This window comes from Exiguobacterium sp. s191, from assembly GCF_018618955.1.
Taxonomy (GTDB): Bacteria; Bacillota; Bacilli; order Exiguobacteriales; family Exiguobacteriaceae; genus Exiguobacterium_A; species Exiguobacterium_A abrahamii.
This window is the reverse complement of sequence record NZ_JACSNC010000001.1, coordinates 808928-834075: the sequence shown is the minus strand read 5'-3', so window position 1 is coordinate 834075 and position 25148 is coordinate 808928. Positions and strand designations below refer to the sequence as shown.

Annotated in this window: 28 protein-coding genes; 12 read left to right on the top strand and 16 right to left on the bottom strand. The window is 48.3% G+C overall.

Annotated elements, in window-relative coordinates:
* Window positions 1–85: 85 nt before the first annotated feature.
* Entirely contained in the window at window positions 86–508 is a 423-nt protein-coding gene (locus KNQ09_RS04395; RefSeq protein ID WP_214857591.1) for a hypothetical protein, read from the bottom strand.
* Window positions 509–589: 81 nt separating this feature from the next.
* Between KNQ09_RS04395 and KNQ09_RS04390 the strand changes: the two genes are divergently transcribed.
* The gene (locus KNQ09_RS04390) at window positions 590–1093 is read left to right on the top strand and encodes a DNA topology modulation protein (protein WP_214857589.1); all 504 of its coding nucleotides are present in this window, start codon (window positions 590–592) and stop codon (window positions 1091–1093) included.
* 140 nt (window positions 1094–1233) lie between these two features.
* Here the strand turns inward: KNQ09_RS04390 and KNQ09_RS04385 are convergent, their stop codons facing one another.
* Complete coding sequence (locus KNQ09_RS04385) at window positions 1234–2940, bottom strand: methyl-accepting chemotaxis protein (protein WP_214857587.1); 1707 nt, start codon at window positions 2938–2940, stop codon at window positions 1234–1236.
* Window positions 2941–3102: 162 nt separating this feature from the next.
* Here KNQ09_RS04385 and KNQ09_RS04380 point away from each other — a divergent pair, with 162 nt between their 5' ends.
* Window positions 3103–4155 carry a C45 family autoproteolytic acyltransferase/hydrolase gene (locus tag KNQ09_RS04380; RefSeq protein ID WP_023468255.1) on the top strand — a complete coding sequence of 351 codons (1053 nt, stop codon included), beginning with the start codon at window positions 3103–3105 and terminating at the stop codon, window positions 4153–4155.
* A gap of 40 nt (window positions 4156–4195) precedes the next feature.
* On the opposite strand, the gene KNQ09_RS04375 is transcribed toward KNQ09_RS04380, so the two are convergent.
* From KNQ09_RS04375 to KNQ09_RS04360, 4 genes are all read right to left on the bottom strand, one after another.
* Entirely contained in the window at window positions 4196–4672 is a 477-nt protein-coding gene (locus tag KNQ09_RS04375; RefSeq protein ID WP_064300945.1) for a GNAT family N-acetyltransferase, read from the bottom strand.
* Window positions 4654–5232 carry a GNAT family N-acetyltransferase gene (locus KNQ09_RS04370; RefSeq protein ID WP_214857585.1) on the bottom strand — a complete coding sequence of 193 codons (579 nt, stop codon included), beginning with the start codon at window positions 5230–5232 and terminating at the stop codon, window positions 4654–4656. The genes KNQ09_RS04375 and KNQ09_RS04370 overlap by 19 nt, the downstream gene beginning before the upstream one ends.
* A 34-nt stretch (window positions 5233–5266) precedes the next feature.
* Window positions 5267–5755 carry a GNAT family N-acetyltransferase gene (locus KNQ09_RS04365; protein ID WP_149427329.1) on the bottom strand — a complete coding sequence of 163 codons (489 nt, stop codon included), beginning with the start codon at window positions 5753–5755 and terminating at the stop codon, window positions 5267–5269.
* A gap of 108 nt (window positions 5756–5863) precedes the next feature.
* Complete coding sequence (locus KNQ09_RS04360) at window positions 5864–6769, bottom strand: methyl-accepting chemotaxis protein (protein ID WP_214857583.1); 906 nt, start codon at window positions 6767–6769, stop codon at window positions 5864–5866.
* Window positions 6770–7033: 264 nt separating this feature from the next.
* Here KNQ09_RS04360 and KNQ09_RS04355 point away from each other — a divergent pair, with 264 nt between their 5' ends.
* Genes KNQ09_RS04355 through KNQ09_RS04345 form a run of 3 tightly spaced genes read left to right on the top strand, consistent with a single transcriptional unit; the run spans window position 7034 to window position 9572 of the window.
* The gene (locus KNQ09_RS04355; protein WP_082874267.1) at window positions 7034–8017 is read left to right on the top strand and encodes an ROK family protein; all 984 of its coding nucleotides are present in this window, start codon (window positions 7034–7036) and stop codon (window positions 8015–8017) included.
* Window positions 8014–9177, top strand: coding sequence for an MFS transporter (locus KNQ09_RS04350; RefSeq protein WP_064300940.1), 1164 nt, complete (start codon window positions 8014–8016; stop codon window positions 9175–9177). Before KNQ09_RS04355 ends, KNQ09_RS04350 begins: the two co-directional genes overlap by 4 nt.
* A gap of 17 nt (window positions 9178–9194) precedes the next feature.
* On the top strand, window positions 9195–9572 hold the full coding sequence (locus KNQ09_RS04345) for a VOC family protein (RefSeq protein ID WP_214769983.1): 378 nt from the start codon (window positions 9195–9197) through the stop codon (window positions 9570–9572).
* A 514-nt stretch (window positions 9573–10086) separates the two neighbouring features.
* Here the strand turns inward: KNQ09_RS04345 and KNQ09_RS04340 are convergent.
* Window positions 10087–10698: a DUF3885 domain-containing protein gene (locus KNQ09_RS04340; RefSeq protein WP_214857582.1), complete on the bottom strand. Its 612-nt coding sequence runs from the start codon at window positions 10696–10698 to the stop codon at window positions 10087–10089.
* Between the two features lie 119 nt (window positions 10699–10817).
* Here KNQ09_RS04340 and KNQ09_RS04335 point away from each other — a divergent pair, with 119 nt between their 5' ends.
* Window positions 10818–11285 carry a GNAT family N-acetyltransferase gene (locus tag KNQ09_RS04335; protein ID WP_214857581.1) on the top strand — a complete coding sequence of 156 codons (468 nt, stop codon included), beginning with the start codon at window positions 10818–10820 and terminating at the stop codon, window positions 11283–11285.
* Window positions 11286–11384: 99 nt separating this feature from the next.
* Here KNQ09_RS04335 and KNQ09_RS04330 read toward each other — a convergent pair whose 3' ends face one another.
* Complete coding sequence (locus tag KNQ09_RS04330) at window positions 11385–11708, bottom strand: DUF3784 domain-containing protein (RefSeq protein WP_214857580.1); 324 nt, start codon at window positions 11706–11708, stop codon at window positions 11385–11387.
* 414 nt (window positions 11709–12122) lie between these two features.
* On the opposite strand from KNQ09_RS04330, the gene KNQ09_RS04325 reads away from it, so the two are divergent.
* The gene (locus KNQ09_RS04325) at window positions 12123–15341 is read left to right on the top strand and encodes an ABC transporter permease (RefSeq protein WP_214857579.1); all 3219 of its coding nucleotides are present in this window, start codon (window positions 12123–12125) and stop codon (window positions 15339–15341) included.
* Window positions 15342–15455: 114 nt separating this feature from the next.
* On the opposite strand, the gene KNQ09_RS04320 is transcribed toward KNQ09_RS04325, so the two are convergent.
* The gene (locus KNQ09_RS04320; RefSeq protein ID WP_050677872.1) at window positions 15456–15740 is read right to left on the bottom strand and encodes a hypothetical protein; all 285 of its coding nucleotides are present in this window, start codon (window positions 15738–15740) and stop codon (window positions 15456–15458) included.
* The gene (locus KNQ09_RS04315) at window positions 15737–16039 is read right to left on the bottom strand and encodes a DUF2089 family protein (protein WP_214857578.1); all 303 of its coding nucleotides are present in this window, start codon (window positions 16037–16039) and stop codon (window positions 15737–15739) included. Before KNQ09_RS04315 ends, KNQ09_RS04320 begins: the two co-directional genes overlap by 4 nt.
* A 187-nt stretch (window positions 16040–16226) precedes the next feature.
* On the opposite strand from KNQ09_RS04315, the gene KNQ09_RS04310 reads away from it, so the two are divergent.
* The 3 genes from KNQ09_RS04310 to KNQ09_RS04300 are packed head-to-tail and all read left to right on the top strand — an operon-like array spanning window position 16227 to window position 18283.
* Entirely contained in the window at window positions 16227–16640 is a 414-nt protein-coding gene (locus tag KNQ09_RS04310; RefSeq protein ID WP_058265893.1) for a DUF4064 domain-containing protein, read from the top strand.
* A gap of 24 nt (window positions 16641–16664) precedes the next feature.
* Window positions 16665–17354 carry an ABC transporter permease gene (locus tag KNQ09_RS04305; protein WP_149427320.1) on the top strand — a complete coding sequence of 230 codons (690 nt, stop codon included), beginning with the start codon at window positions 16665–16667 and terminating at the stop codon, window positions 17352–17354.
* On the top strand, window positions 17354–18283 hold the full coding sequence (locus tag KNQ09_RS04300; protein ID WP_214857576.1) for an ABC transporter ATP-binding protein: 930 nt from the start codon (window positions 17354–17356) through the stop codon (window positions 18281–18283). The genes KNQ09_RS04305 and KNQ09_RS04300 overlap by 1 nt, the downstream gene beginning before the upstream one ends.
* Before the next feature lie 105 nt (window positions 18284–18388).
* Here the strand turns inward: KNQ09_RS04300 and KNQ09_RS04295 are convergent, their stop codons facing one another.
* Genes KNQ09_RS04295 through KNQ09_RS04285 form a run of 3 tightly spaced genes read right to left on the bottom strand, consistent with a single transcriptional unit; the run spans window position 18389 to window position 21317 of the window.
* Window positions 18389–19348: a FecCD family ABC transporter permease gene (locus KNQ09_RS04295; RefSeq protein ID WP_214858560.1), complete on the bottom strand. Its 960-nt coding sequence runs from the start codon at window positions 19346–19348 to the stop codon at window positions 18389–18391.
* Between the two features lie 5 nt (window positions 19349–19353).
* Window positions 19354–20337, bottom strand: coding sequence for a FecCD family ABC transporter permease (locus KNQ09_RS04290; protein ID WP_483299309.1), 984 nt, complete (start codon window positions 20335–20337; stop codon window positions 19354–19356).
* 59 nt (window positions 20338–20396) lie between these two features.
* Window positions 20397–21317 (bottom strand): ABC transporter substrate-binding protein, encoded by a 921-nt coding sequence (locus KNQ09_RS04285; protein WP_214857574.1) that lies wholly within the window; start codon window positions 21315–21317, stop codon window positions 20397–20399.
* 183 nt (window positions 21318–21500) lie between these two features.
* Here KNQ09_RS04285 and KNQ09_RS04280 point away from each other — a divergent pair, with 183 nt between their 5' ends.
* Together KNQ09_RS04280 and KNQ09_RS04275 are read left to right on the top strand one after the other, a co-directional pair.
* Complete coding sequence (locus KNQ09_RS04280) at window positions 21501–22247, top strand: arylamine N-acetyltransferase family protein (RefSeq protein WP_214857572.1); 747 nt, start codon at window positions 21501–21503, stop codon at window positions 22245–22247.
* A gap of 3 nt (window positions 22248–22250) precedes the next feature.
* On the top strand, window positions 22251–22721 hold the full coding sequence (locus tag KNQ09_RS04275) for an NUDIX hydrolase (RefSeq protein WP_214857570.1): 471 nt from the start codon (window positions 22251–22253) through the stop codon (window positions 22719–22721).
* Window positions 22722–22765: 44 nt separating this feature from the next.
* Here KNQ09_RS04275 and KNQ09_RS04270 read toward each other — a convergent pair whose 3' ends face one another.
* Genes KNQ09_RS04270 through KNQ09_RS04260 form a run of 3 tightly spaced genes read right to left on the bottom strand, consistent with a single transcriptional unit; the run spans window position 22766 to window position 25081 of the window.
* A complete protein-coding gene (locus KNQ09_RS04270; RefSeq protein ID WP_035397505.1) occupies window positions 22766–23467 on the bottom strand; it encodes a DUF554 domain-containing protein in 702 nt (233 codons plus the stop codon).
* Window positions 23468–23483: 16 nt separating this feature from the next.
* Window positions 23484–24416 carry a DMT family transporter gene (locus tag KNQ09_RS04265; protein WP_214857568.1) on the bottom strand — a complete coding sequence of 311 codons (933 nt, stop codon included), beginning with the start codon at window positions 24414–24416 and terminating at the stop codon, window positions 23484–23486.
* Window positions 24416–25081: a GntR family transcriptional regulator gene (locus tag KNQ09_RS04260; RefSeq protein WP_174316277.1), complete on the bottom strand. Its 666-nt coding sequence runs from the start codon at window positions 25079–25081 to the stop codon at window positions 24416–24418. The genes KNQ09_RS04265 and KNQ09_RS04260 overlap by 1 nt, the downstream gene beginning before the upstream one ends.
* Window positions 25082–25148: the final 67 nt, after the last annotated feature.

Sequence of the window (25148 nt, the reverse complement as noted above, 5' to 3'; positions counted from 1 at the left end):
TTCAACGAAGCAGGAAATCTGGCTTGTGTCTCGCCTGAGGAAAGGGCGTGAAAAGACGCGTCATTCTTTTTTTGAGTCAGCCTCTTCATTTGAATTCATGCTGTAAATCCTGTGGAAATCCTCCGTTTTTAAAGATAAAACTTGACAGCCTAATCCGGTTCCCATCCATATCTAGAAAATAAGTTACGTCAGGTTCATTTGCAAATTCGACTTCGATTGAAGCCGGATTCGCCGAAGACTCATACGAAAATTTTTGTGTTTTTGTAGTGTAGACTTCATCCGGGAATTGCCGTGCTAGTTCTATCTTAAGCAATTTCTCATCCTCAGCAATCTGTTGATTGACGAGCGTCGGTCGGATGTACCAAAAGGAACTGCACCCGATTGCCACCAAACCAAGTAAAATCAAGCCATACCGCTTCCATCGCTGCGGCAGGAATAACACGCCGCAACCGATTACAAGTAGTGTAAAAACGATCGCCATCCCTTCGATTATGAAATTTGGTACCATCTCATTCACTCCTTTCGTTCTATCCTCGACTAGAAAACCATGGTATTATCAATTTCTATGACAAAAAATAGGAGGTGTTGTATGCGAAAAATCATCTTGATTGGTTCCGGCGGATCCGGTAAATCGACGCTTGCCCGCGAGATGGGCAAAAAACTCAGCTATCCCGTTGATCACCTCGACAGCTTATTATGGCGTCCGAACTGGGAAGCAGTTTCGCGTGAGGAACAACGCCAGATTCAACAAACACTTATCTCGCGCGACACGTGGATCATCGACGGTAATTACGGTGGAACGCTTGATTTACGAATTGATGCCGCCGATACGATCATCTTCCTTGACCTACCACGGACACTCTGTCTGTACCGGGCATTGAAAAGGACGTGGCGCTATCGCAAGACCGGTCGACCGGATATGGCGGCAGGCTGTCCCGAGAAACTATCGTTCGATTTTCTGAAATGGATTTGGCGTTTCCCGATCGATAAGCGACCGAGTATTCTTTCAACGCTTACAGCGACGTCCGATAAACAAGTCATCCATCTGACGTCCCGTCGTGCTGTCAAACAATTTCTTCAATCACTTTCATAACATCTATCTGCTGCTTTGTATCACTCTTACTTAACCTGTACATACGACGCCACACGCTTACTCCCCTGCTTGTTTTCCATTCATTACCACAAATAAAAAAACGACCATGATGAATTACCTCATGGTCGTCGTTCAATATCTTACACGGTGAATCTGCCTGTGACTTGTTTTAAATCATCCGCCATCGTCGCGAGTGACTGCGACGCGGATGAGATTTCTTCCATCGATGCCATCTGCTCCTCCGTCGAAGCGGAGATGTTTTGTGTTCCGGCAGCAGTCCCTTCCGTCACTGCTTGAATCGTTCGCATGACGGAGGCAATCTGCTCGCTCGCTGCCGCCATTTCCTGTACGGCGCCGGACACTTCTTCGACGTGCCCTGTCACGTCGGTGATCGCTGTCTCGATTTCTGAGAATGAGGCACCGGCTTGATCGGCGACGGCAATCCCACTCGTCATCTCGGTTGAAACCTTCTCCATCGAAGCGACCGATGCTTCCGTCTCTTGTTGAATGACCCGAATCAACGACTCGATTTGTTTTGCCGAGACCGCCGACTGCTCCGCGAGCGTCTTGACTTCCGCTGCGACGACAGCGAATCCGCGCCCTTGTTCACCGGCGCGTGCTGCCTCGATTGCTGCGTTTAATGCGAGCAAGTTCGTCTGTGCCGCGACACCTTTGATAGAATCCGTGATTTGTCCGATTTCCTGCGATCGGTTACCAAGACCGTCAATGACGTGGCTCAGTCGAGAAACATCTTCTTGAATCCGTCCCATTTGGGTACCGAGTGTTCCGACGACTTGACCACCGAGAGCGACTTTTTCCATCGCATCCGCTGTGCGGTCCGTCATTTGTTGGGCATTACCGGCGACGTAACGGACCGAGGTCGTCAACTCTTCGATCGTCCGTGAGGCATCCGATACTTGATGCAATTGTTGACTAGCACCGCTTGCCATCTCTTCCATCGTCACGGCGACCATTTCCGTTGCTTTCGTCGTCGATTCCGCGTTGACGCTCAACTCGTCCGATGCGACAGCGACACGGTCAGCCGTACCTGTTAGTTCAAGCACGACTTGTTGCTGTGATGCAATCATCTCGTTGAAGGACGTCGTCAACTGTCCAAGCTCGTCTTTTGAGTCGTATGTTCCACGGACGGTCAAGTCCCCGTTCCCCGATTGATCCATCCATCCCTGCAATTGACGAATCGGACGCGTGATGAGACGTGTAATGTACATTGCAAGTCCTGCAAACAAGAGGACCGCGAGTAAAAAGATGCCGAGCATTAAGTAAAAGGCCGTTTGTTTTTCTGCTTGATTCTGAGCGTCTAACGTCTTCGCTTGTTTTGTCATCGAAGACATCAACGACTTCGCAGAATCCGCGACGTTATCCCGAACTTGTTCCAGACCTTGCGTGTATGCCGTATAGGCTTCTTCGGTTTCGTTGCGCGTCGCCGCATCCTGGACGATCGTCATCGAATTATCATAGGCGAGGACGTTATCCTTTAATTCTTCAAGCTGTTTCTTCTCTTTAGCATCGAATTGCCCTGTTTTTTCGATTTTCGTGACTGATGCGCGAATCTGTTCTTGACGCGTATCGATATCAGCTTGCAGTTCCGTGACCCGTGCCTCGTCCTTCGTTAACATCATCTCGACTAAAAACGAATCGAGCGCGCGTGTATCGATCCGGATTTGAGCCACTTCCTGGATCGGTATTAAGTTTTTCTGATACATCGCTCGGGAAGCATTCGACATCTGATTTAAGAAATAAAGTCCTGCTCCCGCAATCAAAAGCATCGCAACGACGGCTGTTGCGATCAAAGCTTGTATCTTCCGTCTGACTGACATATGTTTCATTCCATCCCCTCCCGTTTTTGTTATCGGTTTAAGAATGAAAAAGTTGACTATTTTTTCAATATTCCCATACTTTAGATGTGCTTTGGTAAAGACTTGCCGTACGACTTTCTCCCTCACGTTCGATATAATCAGCATACAGCAGTTGAAGAAAGGATGAATCGTATGCAACGTGTAGCCAATGAGATCACGCAATTCCGCGGCAGTCATTATGAGTTCGGTCGCGAACAAGGGCGTTACGTCAAACGAAACCAGTTGCTCCATAACCGGGAAGACAACTGGAAGATCCGTGTTCCGCGCTTTCAAGTCGATCCGGTCGAGACGAAGGAGATGTTTCTCCGGTACGCCCCGCATATTTGGGACGAGTTACTTGGACTCCAGGACGAACTTGAACTGTCGCTTCCGGATACGTTACTCCATTTCGGGCATTATCGGGTCGAAGGACCGAAAAGCGGTTGTTCGATCATGACCGGTGATAATTTCCTCGTCCGCAACTATGATTACCATCCGATGACATATGATGGTCGATTTTCCGTCTTTCAACCGAACGATGGCGGATCAGCGATCATCGGTCCGGCATCACGGGTGACCGGTCGGATGGACGGGATGAATGAACATGGGCTTGCGATGGGCTATAACTTCATCAATCGTCGCCGTCCGGGCGATGGGTTCGTCAGTTTCATGATCGGGCGGATCATCCTCGAGATGTGCACGTCGGTCGACGATGCGATCTCACTCGTCAAGGAGATTCCGCATCGCGGATCGTTCACGTATGTCGTCCACGATAAATCGGCGCGTTCGTTCGTCATCGAGGCGACGGCGCGCGACGTCCAAGTGCGGGAATCGAACATGTGCACCAATCACTTCGATTTGCTGCAACACGAAAACCGCTATCACCTCGATGACTCGAAACGTCGGATGATGGAGCTAAAAACGCATCAACACATGATTCAAGATGCGGAGTCCGCTTTCCGACTACTCAACGATACCGATAAAGGCGTCTTCGCTGATTTATATGCCCAGTGGGCGGGAACGATTCATACGTCTGCCTACTTCCCGGAAGAGTTGAAGGTCTGGTTCGCGCTCGGTGGTGATCAGGAACCGGTCACGTTCGACTTTGCCGACTGGCTCGCTGGCAATGACTTCACAGCAAGCGAGATCACAGGTGAACTGGAGACAAACATTCAGTTCGCGAATACCTTACAAACATGGCGTTAAACAAAAAGGATTCCTCCTGCTTGCGCAAGAGGAATCTTTTTTAATGGCTGTCATCGAGACGTTTCGACATATAATAATCCGTTTTTTCATACCCAAGCGAGTCATACACATGAATCGCCCGTTCGTTATGCGCGAAGACATGTAAGGAAATTTTCTTGACGTTCATCCGTTTTAATATCACTTCTAGTGATCGGAGCGCTTTCTTGCCGTAGCCTTGGTTCTGCTTGTCGGACGTAATCTTGACGTCGAAAATGAAGGCGGAACGTCCGCGTGATTCTTCCGTCACATGGACCCAAACCATCCCGATGTCGCTATCTGTCTCATCACGAAACGTAAACAAATAATGATCCTTCGTTTTCAGACCTTCTGGCAACAGCGCCGCGAACTCTTCAGTCGCCTTCTCAAGCGACTCGTTCTCTGACCACGTACCAGCGCGACACTTATCTGCCGCATACTCCTCAATTGCGACCGGTAAGTAAGCGTCATACGTCGCTTGATTCATTGGCTCGATGCGCATGCTGCCACCTCCTGTGTTTTCATCCAGTCCCGTCGTAACATCGCATAGACCTGGATGTCGTGATAAGTCCCGTACAATTTCTCAGCGTCTCGTAAGACGCCTTCTTCCGTGAAACCGAGTCGTTCCGGGATTCGTCTGCTTCGGACGTTTCCGGTCGCACACTCGATGACGACACGGTTTAAGCCGAGCGTCTCGAAACAATAGTTCGTGATGAACCGGACGACGTCCGTCATGACGCCTTTTCGAAGGTCCTTTTCCCCTAAGTAATAGCCAATCGACGTTTGCCCGAGATGCCGATTAATCTCATGTAAACTAATCGTTCCGACGAGCTCGTCATGAAGATAAATGCCACATGTAAAGCCGTTGCCATCGGCGAATTGTTGCAGCCATGCTGGAATGACGATCTCCTGATATGTACTTGTCTCTGTTGCACCATCGACCCAACCGAGCCATTCGCGGAGATGTGCGCGATTGGCATCGACGAGGGCGAATAATCCTTCCGCATGGTGCCGTTCAAACAATTGAAGCGATACGTGATCGGATACTTGTAATCTGAACATGACCTCTCTCCTTTCTAGTACCTGTTGTTTGACATCACGTCGACGTTTCCCTGCTTGACGTCACGTTCCATTCCATTCGTCTCGAGCGGACAGCCATTCCGAGTGCCTCGTAAAAGGCGATCGCTTCCTGATTGGCGTCATCGACGCCGAGTTCGATTTTGTCACAGCCGATCGTTTCCGCATGTGCGTAAGCGGCTTGCATCAATCGTTTCCCGACGCCTTGTTTTTGATGCGTATCCGCAACAACGAGGCTGATGATGCGTAAGTAATGCTTATCGAAGACGAAGCCACTCCCTTCGACGATGTCTTCCTTTAGGACGATCACACCGGCAAGCCCGTCTTGTTCCGCAACGAGTAATGCAAAATCTGGATTCTCGAGTTGCGACAGAAATAAGTCTTCCGGAACCGGCATCTCGTGCGGACGGTAATGATCGGGTCGTAAAGCGACGTGTTGATCGTGGATTTGCTGGAACAATGGTATCAAGGCCTGAAAATCGTCAGGACGAGCAGTGCGGATATTCATCAGAAGTTCGCTCCCTTTCCGTTTTGTAGTATATTAACATATTATTCCAAAGTATAGGGGTACTTTTATACAAAAAGGCACTCCGTTTACCGGAATGCCGTCTCTCACTTAAATTGCTTTTGTAAAGTCTCGCGCTGTCTCCGTTAACGTCGATGCCGCACTTTGAACGTCATGGAAGCGATTGACCGTTTCTGCGACGACCGTGACGCTTGCTTGTGCATCCGACGTTGCTTGCGTCATCGCACGGGCAATCCGCTGCAGTTCATCATTCATTCGCTGCGTCGTCTGTCGAACATCGACGACGGCTTGTTCGACGAGCTTTGAGAGATTTCGGACTTCCGTCGCGACGACATTGAATCCTTTGCCGTGTTCTCCGGCTCGCGCTGCCTCGATCGATGCATTCAGTGACAATAGATTCGTCTGTGACGCAATTGTTTTGATCGTCTCAGTCACTTGAGCGATGTCCTGTGCCTGGCGTTGCAGCCGTTCAATCGTCTGATGGTTATCACGGGTCGTCTCGGCCATCTGTTCGATCGTTCGCCGTAACGCTTCGCTTTCCTGCTCGCCATGCGTCGATCGTGTATTCAAATCACTAGCAATCGTGTCAAACGAAGTCGCGAACTTTTGAATCGTCTGCTGACGATCCGTAATATCGGAAGCAATCTTCAAGACACCGGTCACTTCCGTTCCATCGTAAATCGGCATATAGGTTGCTTCTAGCCAAATCGACTGACCATGCGCATCGATGCGTTCAATTTTATCTGCCGTACTGAAGCCACTAAACAGCTTCTGCCAAAATGCTTGGTAACTGTCACTCATTGCAAACTCCGTCGTGCAGAAGAGATGATGCTGCATCCCGATCATCTCTTCTCGTTTATATTTCATCGTCTTTGCGAATAAACCATTGACGTCGACGACACGACGTTGCCGGTCGAATCGAATCATCGCGACATTATCTCGCAGGGAGGCTAAAATATCTTGGGATCCTAGGTCGGTTGATAGTTGGGTAGTCATGATTATAAGCTCCTCTCGTCATCTACCTCCTGTTACAGGCTATCCAAGATATTACAAATCGGAATAGTATGAATTAAAGATATATGACTAAAATTTTTTATCTTCTTTTTATATATCCAGACAACGATAGGATGAAACGTTATTTCTCTAAATATTCTTATCCTACACCTCTTTTTTAAACTTGTCTTTTTCTTCCGACCTGCTATACTCAAATCAAAACTTATTAAACTTTTTTAATAAGTGATTTAGATTGGAGGTCTTTGTTTGACTGAACTCATTTCACTTACACGTCATGCTTTTTTAGTCGACCACCTGGATACGATCCCTGCGATTCGTCACGTTTTGGATGTCAGTTTTCCGACTGCGAGCAAACAGATCGATCAGATGATCGCTGCACAGGAAATTGAAGAGACACCACTTGAATTGGTTCGCGGAGGGCGTCCGGCAAAACGGTATCGCTACCGCGCGGATCGCTTCCACGGACTCGCTCTATATCTCGAACGCACGTATCTGCAGTATCGCATACACGACGTCGGTGGACATCTGATCGCAACGGATCGCCTGAACTTCGATTCGTCGGATCATGGATCTGTTTTATCGAAAACACTGACAACATTACTCGACGATCATCCATCTATTCAAACGCTTGCGATTGGTGTCGCTGGTGCCGTTGATACAACCGGCACGATCCTATTCGCCCCAGATTATCCGGCGCTTGACGGTCGCCCCTTGCAACAAGAACTGACGGAACGGTTCGGGCGACCCGTCATCGTCGAAAATGACATGAATGCGGCGGTCCGGGCGCAAGCTTCTGATAACAATACGACCGTCTATATCTATCTCGGAACGAACGGACCGGGAGCCGGTCTCGCCGTTTCAGGTCGTGTCGTCCGAGGAGCGCATCACTTTGCTGGAGAGATCTCGTTCATTCCGTTTGACGAGAAACGAAATGTCGGTCAAGTTCTTGCGACAAGCTCGCCTCACTCTGATGACTGGTATGAGGCGTTAAGTCGGATCATCCTCTCGTTTAGCGTCACCTTGAACCCAGATGTCATCTTGTTTACAGCGTCAGATGTCTCGGATGACGGATTAGCACGGTTGACGGATCGATGCGCCAAGCGCTTTCCGCTCGACAAATTACCTCGGTTGCGGCAAGGCGACTGGGAAACCGATTATTTGGATGGTTTGATGCAACTGAGCATCCAATCATTCATTGAACAAATTCCGTTAGGAGGACTCACCCGATGACCCGTCTACTATTACCTTTAATTTATCTCGCTTTCATCAGTCTTGGTCTTCCGGACGCGTTACTCGGTACAGCGTGGCCCGTGATGCGGCTCGATCTCGACGCACCGCTCGACATGGCGGGATGGCTCTTCATGACGATTGCTGCCGGAACGATCGTCTCGAGTCTGTTTAGCGGTCGTTTGATCGAACGTTATTCAACAGGTCCAATCACGGCAGTTTCTGCCGGTTTGACGGCACTGGCGTTGATTGGTTTTTACGTTGCTCCGTCCTTGATTTGGCTCTTCGTTCTTGCGATCCCGCTCGGACTGGGTGCTGGAGTCGTTGACGCGGCGCTTAATCATTTCGTCGCCACCCATTATCAAGCGCATCACATGAACTGGCTCCATTGCTTCTGGGGCATCGGTGCGACGGCTGGTCCGCTCATCATGGCTGGCGTATTGCTCGATTCCGGCTGGCGTTTTGGTTACCTCGTCGTCGGTGCATTGCAACTCGTTTTGATGATCATCTTGATCGTCAGCTTACCGCTCTGGAAACGGGCTCCGAAACACGTGTCTGAACAGGTTCAGACCGTAAATACGTCGTCCGGAAAACCACGCGGATTGATTGCCGCACTCGCAGCGTTCTGTTTTTATTGTGGAGCCGAGGCGGTCGTCGGGCTGTGGGGCAGTAGTTATCTTGTCCAAGTCCGTTCCTTTTCCGTGACGTCAGCAGCGACGTGGATTTCCGTCTACTACGGAAGCATCACCGCGGGGCGTTTCATAAGTGGTTTTCTGTCGCTGCGCTGGTCGAATCGTCGTTTGATTCGTGTCGGTCAATGGACGGCATTCGTCGGAGCTACCTGTTTCATCCTCGCACCCGCTGCCTGGATGCCGCTTGGTTTCGTACTTGTCGGGCTTGGTCTCGCACCGATTTATCCGGCAATGCTCCATGAGACGCCGGTTCGCTTCGGGGAGGCTGCGGCGCAACGGCTGATGGGGGTACAAATGGCATTCGCCTATACCGGTAGTACCTTCATGCCGCCATTGTTCGGCTGGCTGGCGACGTCCTATTCCTTATCGTTGTTCCATTGGTTTACGATCAGTCTCATCTTCTTGATGCTGGTCGCTACGGAAGGGTTGAACCGGATGTTGTTCAGACAGCGATTGGCAAAAGCGTCTTGAAAAAAGGAGGAATGGAGATGAAGATTGAACATATCGCCCTCTGGGTGGCAGACCTTGACGGGATGCGTCAATTCTACGAAACACATTTTGATGCTACGGCAGGCGATCGGTATCATAATCCGACGAAAGGGTTCACATCGTATTTCCTGACGTTCTCGAGTGGTGCGCGCCTTGAGTTGATGCAACGGACGGATATCACGGAACGGACGATGAATGCGCTCGGGTATGCCCACTTCGCCTTTTCGCTCGGCAGCAAACAAGCGGTCGACGACTGGACGGCTCGGTTACAGGACGCAGGTGTACAACATCTTGACGGTCCCCGGACGACGGGTGACGGGTATTATGAAAGTACGATCACGGACCCGGAAGGTAATGTGATCGAGTTGACGATCTAATGATGAAACGAAACAATCCCTCATTCTGATTAGAGTGAGGGATTGTTTGTTGCTCGATGACTGCTCAATGGTTTCCTGCTTGTTGGTATGTTTCGTGACGAGCTGGTGTATGACACGCGTTCATTCAGGATATCTTTAGACGACTTATTTAAAAAACTCTTTCACTGTAAACATTTGTAATGATACGCTTAAAAAAACCAAATTATGACTATGTGTATTCATTTTACGAGGAGGTAGTTTATGCGAAGGCATTTGGGATGGATCTCAATCGGCATCGTGGTTTTCACTTTCCTTACTGTTAAGCTCTTACCGTTCAATGGTTTTTGGGGTACGAACTATATGTTAGCTGGACTATTGCTTGCGATAGTGTGCGCCATCATAAGTCTAAGAAATACGGGGAAAATCCTCGCGTTAACATTGCTCACTTCTCTATTAGTTCTTTTTATTTTTTCAGTGATCGGCTTCTTAGCACTAGCTTGAGCGTTTCGCAAACCGATGAAAACACGCTTGACGATTAACTAATATCATTATGATATTTCTTCTTAAACACGTCATACGTTACTGAATCACCGAACAGAAGAAAACAACCGCGATCATCGTAGATATTCATGACGATATTTCGATCCACGTTCACGAAAAAGACTTCCGGATAGTATGTATACGTTTGACGAAATCTTGGTTGTAGCGGCGGGAAATCCTGATTGCAGATTGCTTTGATTACACGCTTATAATCTAACGCGGTTTTGTTCGGTAAAAACACGGCATATTCGGATACCTGCTCTTCTTCATCAATCACTCTCTCTACGAACTTTATGTTGTATTGATCTTCTCTACGTCTTAAATGATGAAACACTTTCGTCGCTGACTTTTGATACTTATCGCGCTCACTTCTCACATGCACGACGAAATAATGAGGCTCCGCTTCTCGGAATAGATCCTCAAACAATTCGTTTGATTTTTGGTATGCCTGTTTGAAGTATTCCTCGTTGATTTCATCTGAATCTTTCTTTAACTGATACAGGTCCTTTACTAAGTCTACGTGAATTACGAAATCCTTCTCGACAAAGGAACGATCAAATAAGTTTACATTTCCATAACGTTGATGCAAGTATTGTTCGAAGTTCATTCTAAAGCTCCTTTATTCCGATGAGGACAGATGTACTGTTTTAAATAACTACAATCGTATGTTGCAGGACGAATCGATTTAATGATCGATACAATAAGTGTAGAAAGGAGGATAAGAAGATGATCATTGATACATTATCGAATCATCCTGAACAATTAGAAGTGGTTTCCACAATGATTCATACCGAATTCGTTCAAAAGAAAAAAGGGACGGCACCTTATGAAAAAGTAAAAGCATTTTTAGACAAAAAACCAAGTGAACCTTACCCTGTGACGTTCGTTGCCTTAGATGATGTCACTTGTATCGGAACCGTTTCCCTCTTTGAAAATGACTTGAATGAACGACCAGCCTATACGCCTTGGCTCGCTTCTTTATTCGTCGAAAAAGTCTATCGGAATCAAGGAATCGCGCAACAACTCATCAATCAATTAATCGTCTACGCCAAATCACGACAGATCACAACAATCTATTTAAAAACAAAAAACGCTTCAGCATATTATAAAAAATTAGGATGGACATTGGTCGAGACGATCGAGACGACGGAGTTACCCATACACATTTTTTCATACACGATTGATGAGGTTTGATATCTTCATATGAACGACGAAAGTCATTTCGATGTTAATCGCCTTAAAGGATTTCTCATTATGATTTAAATGATGGAGGTCTTGCTGACGTGAACAAAGTTATCTCTTTTTCTTGAATCGGTCACTCGTGTTCGAATAGACGACTGCAAATACAATAAGAAAGAATAGTAGCATGACGCCCAAAGTAAACAAAGAGTGATATCCAAACAGCTCACTCCCCGCGAACAACAGGATGCTAAAACAAACGCCGTACATGATCTTACCCATGAATTGACATAGGGCGACTTCGTCGTAGTGTTCTTTCTTACTTTCAGACAACGTATTATATCCTGCAAGCAGTGATGCACCTTTTCCTCTCGATAGAACGATAGCAAACACCAGCAGAGGAACAAGGATTACAAAATAAACAATGGATTCGCTCATGACCATCCGCTCCTTTCTCTCGTTTTAATGTAAGACACATGTAAATTCATTAACGCTTTTATACTCCTTCAGGTTTCATAACCTTTTTGAATTAATCACATAAATCGTATTATGTAGATTTTTTCCTATCATGAGCACATGATAATATGTTTGTCCCCTTCAATGTCATTCTTAAGTTGAATCATTGACTCATTTTTCTGATTTTTCTGTTTTTATAGCCCGATTTCTAAACCTTCTATTATAATTAGGTAATGATTGGTTTTTTTACTTACATATGGAATAAAAACACTCATTTAAAGGAGGGTTCGCACATGACTGAATCGGTACACATCCATAGCTATACGTCACTTCAGTCGACGGTCGATGCAAGGTCCATCACAAGACAGTACATCTTACTCCAGGAGGGGTTTGCCGATGCTTAAGTTCATCTGGAATTCCTGGTGGCGTAATAAAGAGCGATTCATCCTGCTACTTGTCGGCGTTCTGATCGTCAGTACTGGACTGAGCTATTTGATCGGAACGACGCAAGCCAATAACGGAACCGTCGTCGATGAACTGCAAAAGCGCTGGGGCTCCTCTTACGACATCGTCGTTCGACCAGAAGGCAGCCGCAGTGTGACGGAAGACTTGAAGTTACTCGAGCCAAACTATATGAGTGGTCTCGATGGTGGGATCACTCGCAAGCAGTACGACACGATCAAGCAGATTGCTGACGTCGAGGTTGCTGCCCCCATCGCGATGATTGGGTATAACCAAACACTTTCGAGTATCGGTACGCATACGATCGATCAAGAAGGGATTTATAAACTGACGATCAAAGACACGCAAGATACCGGGTTACAGAACGAATCCTCGAGTGGGGTCACCTTCTTAGCTGCGGGATGGGAACCTACAGAAAATGCAGTAAAATCAGGCGTGTCCCCCCTTCCACTTGGAAAGCAGCCTCTTTTTGAGTATGGGAGTCAAGTCATGATTGCAGGGGTTGACCCTGAGGCGGAAGCTGCACTCGTCGGCTTAGATAAAGCGACGACCAAAGGAACCTATAGTAACTATTTTTCAAAAGATGATCAGGTCACCTCGTTTGGTGAAGACGGTGTCCAAATTCCGATCCTGTTGAACAATCGTGAATACGTGGACGCGTCACGCATCTACACGTACGAAAAAGTGGAGCTGCCGTCGAAAGAAACATCCATTAACGATCTGGTACAACAGGTCGAACAAAAAGGCGGAAAAAAATACTTAGACTCCTTACCGACAAGTGGTGCGAAACGTTATACGATCACGACACAAGATGTCCAGAAAAAGCTCGTCAATGATATTTTGAAACATACGTTACCGACCGCTGAAGAGACGAACAGTAATTCCTTTACGTGGATTGCCTTAAAACCGTCTCCGATCGACTACCGCTCAATCAAAAGTCCGTACGCATCACGTTGGCCGTTCACCTACCAAGTCCAACCGAAACAAGTCGAGCAAGATTCCTTACTCGCTAAACGCAGCATGTACCGGGAAGCGCGGATGTTCGGAAAAGAAAGCACGGACTGGCCAAAGGTCAACTTGAACTATATCGGGGTCTTCGATCCGAAAAAATTGAACATCTCGAAAGATCCGCTAACGGAACTGCCGATGGAGACGTATTTCCCGTCAAAAGCCCAGTGGGTGATGGATAAGAATGAACGTCCCGTCAATCCGGTTCGAGACGTTAAACCGACGAATGATCCGTATGATTTCCTGACGAAACCACCATCGATGCTGACGACGCTCGATGCTGCGTTTAAGATTCGTGGTGACAAAGCGATCTCTGCCATCCGCGTCAACGTCAAAGGTGTCGAGACGATGAATGCTGCTAGCGAGAAAAAGCTCCAACAGGTGGCGACAGAAATCGAACAGAAGACAGGTCTAATCACGGACGTGACCCTCGGCTCGTCACCGCAGCTCGCCTTAACCTATTTACCGGGACTAAAAGACGAATCAGCGCTCGGCTGGGTCCAACAACCGTGGATTAAACTCGGCTCGTCGATTGCGATCTTCCAGGAAGCAAAAGTCGGGATGAGCGGCATCATCGCAAGTGTCATCGCTGTCGCTCTCGTCTATGTCTTCAGCTCGAACATCATCCTGCTGTATGCAAGAAAGAAAGAATTCGCGATTTTACTATCACTCGGTTGGCGTCCGCGCCAGCTGTCAAAACTACTGTTCCTCGAAGCCACGCTGCTCGGGACACTCGTCGTCTTGATTGCCTGGACGATTCTCGGTTCGTTCTGGGTCACGACGGACAACCCGATTGCAATCGGTCGAATTTTATTGATTGGTCTTGCTGGTTTACTTATTTACTGGGGTGGAACGCTCGTGCCGATGACGCTCATCCGTCGGATCAAACCGTACGAAAGCATGCGTTTCGGTGAAGTCTCAAAAGGTCGCCGTTTCGTCCGCGCGCGTAGCGTGCTTGGGATGAGCATCAACCAGCTCGTCACCTACTGGCAACGGTCATTACTCTCCGTCGTCGCGATTGCCTTACCGACGAGTTTGTTCATATTCTTCTTGTTTATCACGTTCCGACTGAAAGGTGTTTTGTATGCAACGTGGCTCGGCGAATATGTCGCACTCGAAGTCGGGACGATGCACTACGTCGCGATGGGTGTCGCTCTACTGATTGCCATCCTGACGACGACCGAAATAATGTGGCAAAACGTCAATGAACGGAAAAGTCAGCTCGCCGTCCTTAAAGCAACAGGCTGGCAAGACGGTCAAGTTCGTTTACTCGTACTAAGTGAAGGCATGATGACAGGACTCTGCGCTGGTGTGATTGGTCTTTTGACAGCACTTGGAATGATTGGCTTCGTTTACGGACAATTTCCGGTCCAAGAGCTTGGTTTCCTCAGCATCATGCTCTTGATTCCGGTGATCACGGGGCTGTTAGGTGCCTTGCTCCCTGCCGAACGTGCCGTCCGCATCACACCGAATGCTGCACTCGGCAGTATCGTCGAAAATACGCAAGCGACAGAACGGCGTTTCAAATGGGCAATTGGATCCATCGCCGCTTCCTTGTGTATCGGAGTGGCAAGCCTATTCTTGTTCGCCTCAACGGAATCCTCGACGACTACAACACAGAGTGCTCCTCAGCAACAGACGAGTGGGCAAAAATTAAAGGATTTGACCACTGATCTAAAAACATCTGCTGACAAGAAATCAGGTGATCAAACAGCACTAAAAAAACTGATGAAAAAAGGAGTCATCCAAACGTATCCAGGCGATCCGGAAGCAACTTCTGAACTGTTCTATGCTAAATCACTCATTCCAACACCGAAAGAACTCGATCTAGAGGAAAAGAGCGGTTATCGGTATGTCACAATTCCTGTCTTTATGTACAACTCGGATATACAAAGTAAAGGTGCATATTCAACTTACAGACCAGGAACATTTACGCTGACCTCGCTAGAAGGTAAAGAATATTCTACCGTCGATTATGTCAATCATAATGAAAAAGCATTTAAGAACGGCTATCAGTACTTCGCTCCATATAAGTCACTTGTCGACTTAGTCTATCAAGTTCCTGACGATCAAAAGGTATTTGTTCTTTATGCATCAGATGAGGCTTTTCCAAAGGATACGACAGTGAAGATTGAACTCGATTAAAATGAACGGAATATGAATATAGTCCTTAACACGTAAATGAGAGTAGCCTCTGTTTCATCATCGAAACCGAGGCTACTCTCATTTTTTACTAAAAAAGATATGTATGGGTGTAACTCACAATGTATCGTGCACGCGCATCCGTTCTAATTCTTTTTCTTGATTCTCTTTAAGCTTCTTTCGACCACGCGACCATTGTTCCCACAGTGAAATCATGCCGACCCCTAAAATCAATACATAGGCTAAAAAACTATTATATCTACCATCAAAGTAACGCCATGTCAGGAAAATAACTAAAACGATTGGCATGATGATACCGAGATACGGATTATGACGACTCGATAAAAAATATTGTATTCCTAAACAGATGCTGATAATTAGAGCAGAAATGAAAAAGTTCATTGATTGTTACCCCTCTCAAGTCGATATTTTTCGATGATTTTTTTGGCATCTTCAATCGTGACCCGGTCTTCGATGGCCATTTGTTTAATGTATGCGATGAACGGTTCATTCTCGATTTTCTCATTCACTTCGATTTTCTGAATGATCCGATCGACGCGAATCCGGACTGTGGGATAGGAGACATCATAATGTTTCGCCAGTTCTTTCAAAGAACCCGAGCTTACGATGAATTTTTTAACGAATTCCATCTCTTCCAATTCTAGAGATAAAACCCAATCTGGAACATCATCTTTTTTCATTTTCCATTTCCCTCCCATGTCACCATAATAGCATCCCATTAAATAAAGTTAAATTATTTTTGATATTAATTAAACATTTAACCAATAAATAATTAAAATATATTCATTATTTCGCTTGTCATAGTGATTCGAGTCATGGTAGTTTAGGATTGTCAAATCGGAAAAATAAGGAAAAGGAGTGTTTTACTTGAAAAGAACAACGGAATACATATTTGCTGTCATCGGTATCGTCTTGTTTGGATCATTATGTTTAGGTGGGTTTCTATTGTCTGGATCGATTGCGGATCACGCTGGCATGAAGGAGTTGGTCGATCAATTCATCCAAGATGAGAACATTACGGATGTCACGTCTACCCAAATCCTCACATCCTTCCAACAATTCTTCTTGTACCTTGGTGCCGTCTCTCTCTTATGTACGATAGGCGGAATCGTCTCGATCGTCCGGATTCGCAAAAACGGTTCAGCAGGAAAGATGTTGATCATTACTGCAATTCTCGGTGGGATCTTCACATTACTCGCCGGTGTCTTTGGTTCAATCGCTTATTTGATCGCCGGTATCACTAACGTCACGAAGAATAAAAAGATAGCACGGCAATACTAAACTCAAACAGAAAGGTGTGTCGATATGTTCGCGATTACACTTCGAGAATTTAAATCGCTTTTCCAAAGTATTCGAGCCATCCTGATCATCGTCGTCTTGTTCGGTGTGACGATTGGTTCCGCTAAGCTTGTCAGCCAGTTCAAAGGACAACTTAGTGATCTCGGTCTAGGTGACAACGCCTATATCATCGGTTTGATGCTGCTTCTGTTCTTAGCATCTCCTTTATTCGTGACGAGTATTTCTCATAGTAGCGTCAACAAAGAGATCGAATCGAAGACGATCCGTTTTCTTGCGACGAAAACATCTCGTGAGAACATCATTTTCGGAAAGTTTTTAGGCAACGTCTCGTTCTGGGTCCTCTGTCTGACAGTTGCCCTCTTGTTGATCGTTCCGTTTTCAAAATCGTTCCCGATCGTCGATTTGATCCAAAGCATCATCTTCGTCTCTTACTTCATCGGTCTGTCGCTGTTTCTTTCGACAGTCGTCAACAGCTCTGCAATGACGATGTTCGTCGGTATCTTCATCTCGATCGCGCTTCCGGTCATTGGGATGTGGAGTCTTATTTCGAAGAATGTCATCGTTGATACGTTGTCTTACTTGACGCCCTATTATTACTACACGCAAGAAAACACTGCATACACGTATCTTGTCTTGATCCATATCGCCGTCTTCGTCATCGCGAGCTTGATGATCTTTAAAAGGAGAGATTTATGATGCTAGCCCTTCGCGCAACCAATCTAACGAAACAGTACGGCAATAAGACCGTCGTCAACCAGTTGAATCTCGAAATCAAACAAGGGGCCATCTTCGGCTTCCTTGGTCAAAATGGCGCCGGTAAATCAACATTCATCAACATGATCACGGGTCTTGTCCGTCCGACATCCGGAACGTTTGAGTTACTCGGAGCACCGAACGATTCCTTGAAGGACGTCCGAACTCGAATCGGCGTCCTGCCGGATTACTCGACCTTTTACGAAAACTTCACGGCGCTCGATCACTTGAAGTATTTCAGTAAAGTCCTCGGTCTGAAGACGACGACGGACGAGTTAAAACAACTCCTCCGTGATGTACAACTCGAAGACGCCATCGATGTGAAAACGAAGAACTACTCCTTTGGGATGAAAAAAAAGCTCGGGATCGCCCAAGCCCTGATTAATCGACCGGAAATGCTATTTTTAGATGAACCGACGTCTGGCGTTGATGCCAACTCGATTCTCGGGATTCATACTTTGATTCGCAAGATCGCAGCAGACGGAACGACGATTTTCTTAACGTCTCATAACTTGGACGAGGTCGAAAAACTGTGTACGGAGATCGCGATCATGCAGGACGGAACGATTCAGACGCAAGGCACGATGGAGGAGTTACGGGAACAACATGAGAAGAACATCACTGTTCACGTAAAACATGCGCCGCTCGACAATGATACACAACAACATCTGCAGACCAAGTTGTCGTCACTTGCGAAAGACGTCAACATCTCCTCTACTCACTCGACGTTCATCGTCCAAAGTGAACACGATATTGCTACGATCAATAGCTACCTCGTCTCGCAACACGTTAACGTGTATCGACTCGAAGTCGAGGAAGCGTCGTTGGAAGAGATCTTCTTGAATCTAGGTTCGGAAGTCCGCTCAGCATAAAGTGAAAAACATGCCTCATGATGAATTAAACAAAAACTTCTATACAACAATCCCCCTCATTCCAATTACGAAATGAGGGGGATTGTTTTGTTTTCTTTCATCCGTTCAAGCCGCCCGCTCTCTTCGTAAGAGATACAGGAAGTACGGTACACCGATGATCGCCGTGATCAATCCGGCTGGTACTTCAAGCGGCGGATGAATGCCGCGACCGAGCGCATCAGCGACGACGAGTAACCCACCGCCGAGTAACAGCGCCATTGGTAAGACGGCGAGGTGTTTATGTCCGACGAGACGACGTGCCATATGTGGGGCAATCAGACCGATGAAGCCAATCGCACCGACCGTTGCAACGGCAACACCGGCTAGGATGACAGCGAGCGCCAAGAAGACGTGCCTCGTCCGCTGAATTGGTAACCCGAGACCGATGCTGACTTCCTCACTAAGTGATAAGACATCGAGTTGACGATGGCGATAGAAGAGGATCGCACCGATTACGACGAGCACCGGCGCTAAGATCAACACTTCCTGCCACCCTTTCCCGAACAGACTTCCAGCAAGCCAGACGAGTGAATCGTTCGTCTGAAGTGGAAATTTAATCAACAGGTATTCTGTTCCCGAGGCACAGATCGCACTAACGGCGATACCAAGTAACGCAAACGAACTGCGGGAGACGTTCCCCCCCCGCTCAAGCATCATCAACGCCAGCATGACGAGTGCTGCTCCGATGAAAGCGGCGATCGGTGTCAACAAGAGCGGACCATCCGGCACGAGGGCGATCGTCAAGACAGCGAACAGAGACGCTCCGTTCGTCACTCCGATCACGTCCGGCGAGATCAATGGATTGCGGATGCCACTTTGTAAGATGACCCCGGCAAGAGCGAAACTCGCACCGGCTAAAAAGGCGAGGACCGTTCGCGGCAAGCGGTAATTTTGAACGATGAAGGCATCCTTTCCACCAAAGAATGACTGCCAGAGTTCCGTTAACGATAACTGAATCGAACCGACCGACAGTAAGGCGAAGCTCGTGACAAGAACGATTACTGCGACAAGTAAAATCCGACGCATGTCTCTCATCGTAATCCCCCTTTCATCTGGCGGCGTGCCAAGATAAGGAAGAAGGGTGCCCCGAGCAATGACGTCACGATGCCGACTGGTGATTCATACGGATAGGCGATGAAGCGCGCCAGGACATCAGCGTACGTCAACAACAGACCACCGATGACGGCAGAGACGGGTAAGACGATCCGGTAGTCCTCGCCAACGAGTCGACGTGTGATATGCGGCACCATCAGACCGATGAAGCCGATTGCTCCGGCGACGGCAACCGTCACCCCTGCGAGTAACACGACACTGATGCCGGCAAGCAGACGGATCCGCGTCACTTTTTGTCCGAGTCCGACCGCGACGTCTTGCCCGAGTTGGAAAACGGCGAGCGACTTCGCGAGACTTGCCGCAAGAATCAAACCTGCGAGCGACCATGGGAGAACGATCCGGAGTTCGAGCCAGCTTGCGTCACTGAGCGAACCGGACAACCAGTACAAGACGTTCGTGATCCGGTCGTTGAACAAAATCAAGCCTTTCGTTAGCGACGTCAACAAGAGATGAATCGCCATCCCGACGAGGGCGAGTTTTAACGCCGTCATCCCGCGAATCGAAGCGAACGAAAAGACGAGCACGCCACCGAGCAAGGCACCGGCAAAGGCGAAGTAAAGCAAGTTCGCCGTCCCGAGTGACGGAAAGATGAGCAGGCTTAAGACGACGAGAAACGACGCACCGGCGTTGACACCAAAGACTTGTGGTGAAGCGAGCGGGTTCCGTGTCACGGCTTGCATGATCGCTCCAGCGACGGCAAGGTTTGCTCCGAGCAACAATCCGAGTAAGAGACGCGGCAAGCGCAGATTCGTCAGGACGAGTCCCGCTTTAGAGGTCGTGCCACTGATCCACTCCTGCATTAAGTGGACCGGATTCATCTGTGTGATACCAAAGAACAAGCTACTATAAACGGCCAAGCAACTGAGTAAGATAAGTACGAAAATCAGACGTTTCCGCTGCACCGGATCTTTCCCCTTTCATCAAGACGAAAAGCCAGATTGCTCCGGCTTTTTGTCGTTCGTTATTTCTGTTTGAGCAATTGAATTGCTTCGTCAACGATTTGTTCGGCAGCGTCCAGACCACGGTAACGTGTCCAGAGGTCACGATTGACTTCGTAGACTTCTCCGTTTTTAACCGCTGTGATCTGATTCCAGAGCGGATTATCCTTCCACTCTTTCAATAACTTCGGATCGGCTTCCGCCATGAAGATGACGTCCGGATCCCACTTGACCATCTGCTCTAACGTGATCGTCACAGTCGGTTCCGCTGTTTTCGTAACGGCATTCTCGATACCGATCTTCTCGAGCAACTCACCGTCAAACGACGTCTCACCGTGTGCTGTCAGTGAATCGGCGCGGAAGACACCGACCATGACTTTCCGGTCATCTTTTGGATCAACCTTCTTCTTCGCTGCCTGCAAGCGCTCTTCATGAAGCGCAAGGCGATCGTCCATCTGTTTCGTTTTGCCGACCGCTTCCGCAATCGTCTTGAACGAATCGATGTTCTCTTCATACGTCGCATTGCGACTCTTCAAGATGATCGTCGGTGCGATTTCTTGCAATTGCTTGTAAATTCCTTTATGACGGTTGAAGTCGCCGATGATCAAATCCGGTTGCAAGGAACTGATCACTTCAAGATTCGGTTGTTGGCGTGTACCGACTTCCGTGAACTCGATGTCTTTTCCGAGTAATCCAGAGACATCGGTCTTGTTTTCTTGTGCAATCCCGACCGGTGTGATGCCGAGTTCGTCTAACGCATCAACGAACGAGAATTCGAGCGCGACGACCTTCTTCGGCTTTTCCGGTACTTTCGTTTTTCCTGCTTCGTGCGTGATCGTCCGCGTTTTTTCGTTCGATTGCTCTGCTTGACCTGAACAAGCTGCAAGCATCAAACTGCTCAACACGAGGAGCGTTAACGCTGTCATCCAAGTTTTCCGTCTCATGGTGAGACCTCCTTTAATTCGTGATTCGACATTGAGAATCATTCTTAATTAATCCTGTCTCAGCATATCAAAGATTTCCATCGAACAAAAGGGAAATCCTTATTTTCAGATAATATAGGCTGAAATCCACATTATCTGAAGGAATATGGGATAATCAGGTAGTGAACAAAGGAGGAATCAGAGATGGATTGGATGAAAGACTTAGGACAGCGGATTGAGTTTCCGCTCGATGCAATCACGTTTGATCAATTACCTGACTTACTCGAAGCCTTCGCCTACCAGTTACCGTTCGAGAATACGACCGTCCTTGAGAAGCGCATCCGTCCGTTTAGCGACGAGCGCTTCATCGAGACGTTTCTGACAGAGCGACGCGGTGGTGTCTGTTATGACTTAAACGGACTGTTGCACCGGGTCCTGCAGGAACGAAATTGTCCCGTACGACTCGTGCAAGCGACTGTTTACGATACGAAGTCGGACGCCTGGTCAGCGACCGGACCAACCCATGTCGCAATCCTTTGGAATGAAACACACCTGCTTGATACCGGCTTCGGTGTTAATTTACCGCTCGTTCCTGTTCCGTTGAGTGGGGAAACCGTTCATTCCGCTAGCGGCAGTTACCGGATCATCAATAATGACACACTTGAGATGAAGCGAACTGGACAAGCAGAGTTTGTGACTGGCTACCGGTTCGACCGCGAGACATCCATTACAACAGATGACTTATCGAAGATGGAACAGATCATCCAGCAGAGTGACGCTTCGCCATTTAATAAAGGTCGCCTCGTTGCAATGCGGACGCCGCGCGGACAAAAGACGTTGACTGAGCGGACGTTACGAATTGAAGAAGCGACGACGACCGAATTACCGGTCGCAGGTCCCGCCCAATTCGAGATGCTGTACAACACACACTTTTTAGGACGGGAGTCGTAAATCATGGATCGTTACACACTTTGTTTAATCCGCCACGCAGACCACTTTTTACTCGTCAATCGGCAAAAACGTCCGGCGATGGGCATGTGGAATGGTGTCGGTGGTAAGATCGAACCGGGCGAGACACCGGAAGCCGCCGTCATCCGCGAGACGTTTGAAGAGACAGGCATCACGCTCACCTCAGTGACATCAAAAGGCATCGTTCGCTTACATGGGGAAGAGACATCTGGCATGTACCTTTACCTGGCTGATTTAGAAGATCGTCCGTTTCCAACACCGGTCATGACAGTTGAAGGAATCCTCGATTGGAAATCACTCGACTGGATTTTAGGCGACGATAACATGGGTGTCATCAGCAACCTCCGGCACTACCTACCGATTGTTCTGTCGATCGAACACCCGTTACTGCATGACTTCCATTACGATGCCCATACGATTACGGCATACGAGACACATGAATTAATTGAGACATAACACAACATCCCCGCTCGTCCTTTCGGACAGGCGGGGATGTCTCGTTAGAATAGATGTAAGCCCGTCACGATGACAGCGACGATGACGATGCCCGGTAACAAGTTCGCGACACGGATTTTCGTGATTCCAGCGAGATTGAGACCGATTGCTGCAATCATCACTCCACCGGTCGCCGTCATCTCTAAGATGAATTCTTGCAACGCGGCATCGGGAATGAACTTCGTGATGGCAACGGCACTCAGTGCGATCGCCCCTTGATAGAGGAAAACGGGAATCGCTGAGAACATGACGCCGATCCCGAGCGTTGAACTGAGGACAAGCGCCGTGAAACCGTCAATCAACCCCTTCGTATAGAGGACGTCGTGATCCTGACGCAGTCCACCGTCGAGCGCACCGAGGACACCCATCGCTCCGATGACGAAAATCAACGTCGCGGTGACGAAGCCTTCGGCGATATTTGATGGACGACCGCGACTGATCTTACGCTCGAGCCATGCCCCCATCCGGTCGAGCTTCTCATCGAGACGGAACCATTCCCCGATCGCACCTCCGAGAACAAGACTACCGATGACGATCAAAAAGTTCGTGCTTTTCATTCCCATCTGGATCCCGAGGACGACGACGGCTAGACCAATCGCTTGCAAGACCGTCTCCTTCATCCGTTCCGGAATCCGGTGGAACATCAATCCGAGCAACGTCCCGACGATGATCAGGACGGTATTGACGAGTGTACCTGTTAAAACCATCTGACAGCCTACTTTCTCAATTGATTTTTCGTTTCGCAGGACGGACGACCGTCCGCTCCGCCTGATTCAAGCTATGCAACGTCATCCCGAGCATGACGAGGATGATCCCGAATGTCGCGAGTCCCGTCGGTAGTGCCGCATGGAGAAACAAAATCTCCCCGAGAACGGTGAAGACGATCTCAAACGACTGGGTCGCCTCGATCGCGGCTAACCGGACCGGTTCCGTCCGGACGAGTGACGTCGCGTAGAAGAAGAGCGATGTCGCGATGACGCCTGAGAATAAAGCGACGAAGCCGGACTGGGTCACTTGACTGATACTCGGTAAGCCGATTTGTATGTAAGCAATTACGGAAAGCACGATCCAAAACGGTAGACTCGCGATCGTCATTCCAAGGATCCGTTCAAAGACATCGAGCTCATCCCCATACCGTTCCATCATCTTCCGGTTACCAAGCGGATAGGCAATCGCAGCGACGAGCACCGGCAAGGCACCGAACAGTAAGGATTGTAGCGATAGACTTCCTGCGACGGATAACTGCATGACGACGACCCCAAGGACGATCAAGACGGAATACTTAAGAGCCGACCACGGAATCCGTTGTTTGAACAAGGGCGCAAGCAGTGGTCCGGCTAAAATCGTCAATTGCCACGTTCCGGCAATCAGCCAGCCCGGTGCATGATCGGCAGCAAGACAGATGCTACCGTAAAACAGTCCGAAACCGATTGTACCGTACAGTAACCAAAAACCGAAGTCTGCTCGCAGTGCCTGTAAGACGCGACCAATTCCCCGACGCATCAAGACGATGACGACGAAGAACGGCAACATCAAGAAGAAGCGAAGCGACGCACTGTAGATCCAGTGCCCCCCTGCTCCTTGCATCGATTGATTCAAGATGAAGGTGACGGCAAAGAACATCGCCGCCAAGATCCCATAAATGATTGGTCGCATCAGCGCTCCTCCTTTAGTGTCGAGACGAGTAAACGTCCGAGCCCGTTCCAGTTATGTTCCGTCGCCTGGACGAGCTGCTCGACATCCCGTTGTTGACATGCAATCAAAATCGCCGCATGATCGGCAATCGATTGACGACCGAGTCGATCGAACTGGGCGTATTCGAGCCGGCGGATCAGCGGCGTCAATCGGCGAATCGTTTCCCGTAGCTGAGCGTTCTGACTGCGCAACACAAAAACATCGTGAAAGGCATCGTCAAGCGTCAGCGCTGTCTCCGTCTCCTGTTGGTCGATTGCCGTTGTGAACTGTTGGTGAATCGTTTGAAGTTCCATCAAGTCGTCTTCCGTCAATTGCGGTCCCGCTAGACGCGCTGCTAGCCCGTGCAGTGTCGCGATAATCGGATAGGTTTGCTGTGCCTGTTCAGCGTCAAGCTCTGTCACGATCGTCCGCGAGCCCCGTTTCGCAAAAATCAATCCTTCCTCCTCGAGTCGTTTCAAGGCTTCGCGGACCGGTGTTCGGCTGACTCCGAACATTTCCGCGAGCGCTTGATCGTTCACCTTCTCGCCTGGGGCGAGGCGTAAAGTGATGATGTGATGCTGTAAACGTCGATATACTTCCTCACTGAGAGGAAGTCGTGCAATGGCTAAATCATCTGTAGGTTTCATACAAGTAATATATTACATATTAATCATTGATACTAGCTTTATTCAAAAATAAAAACTCCCCGTCAAA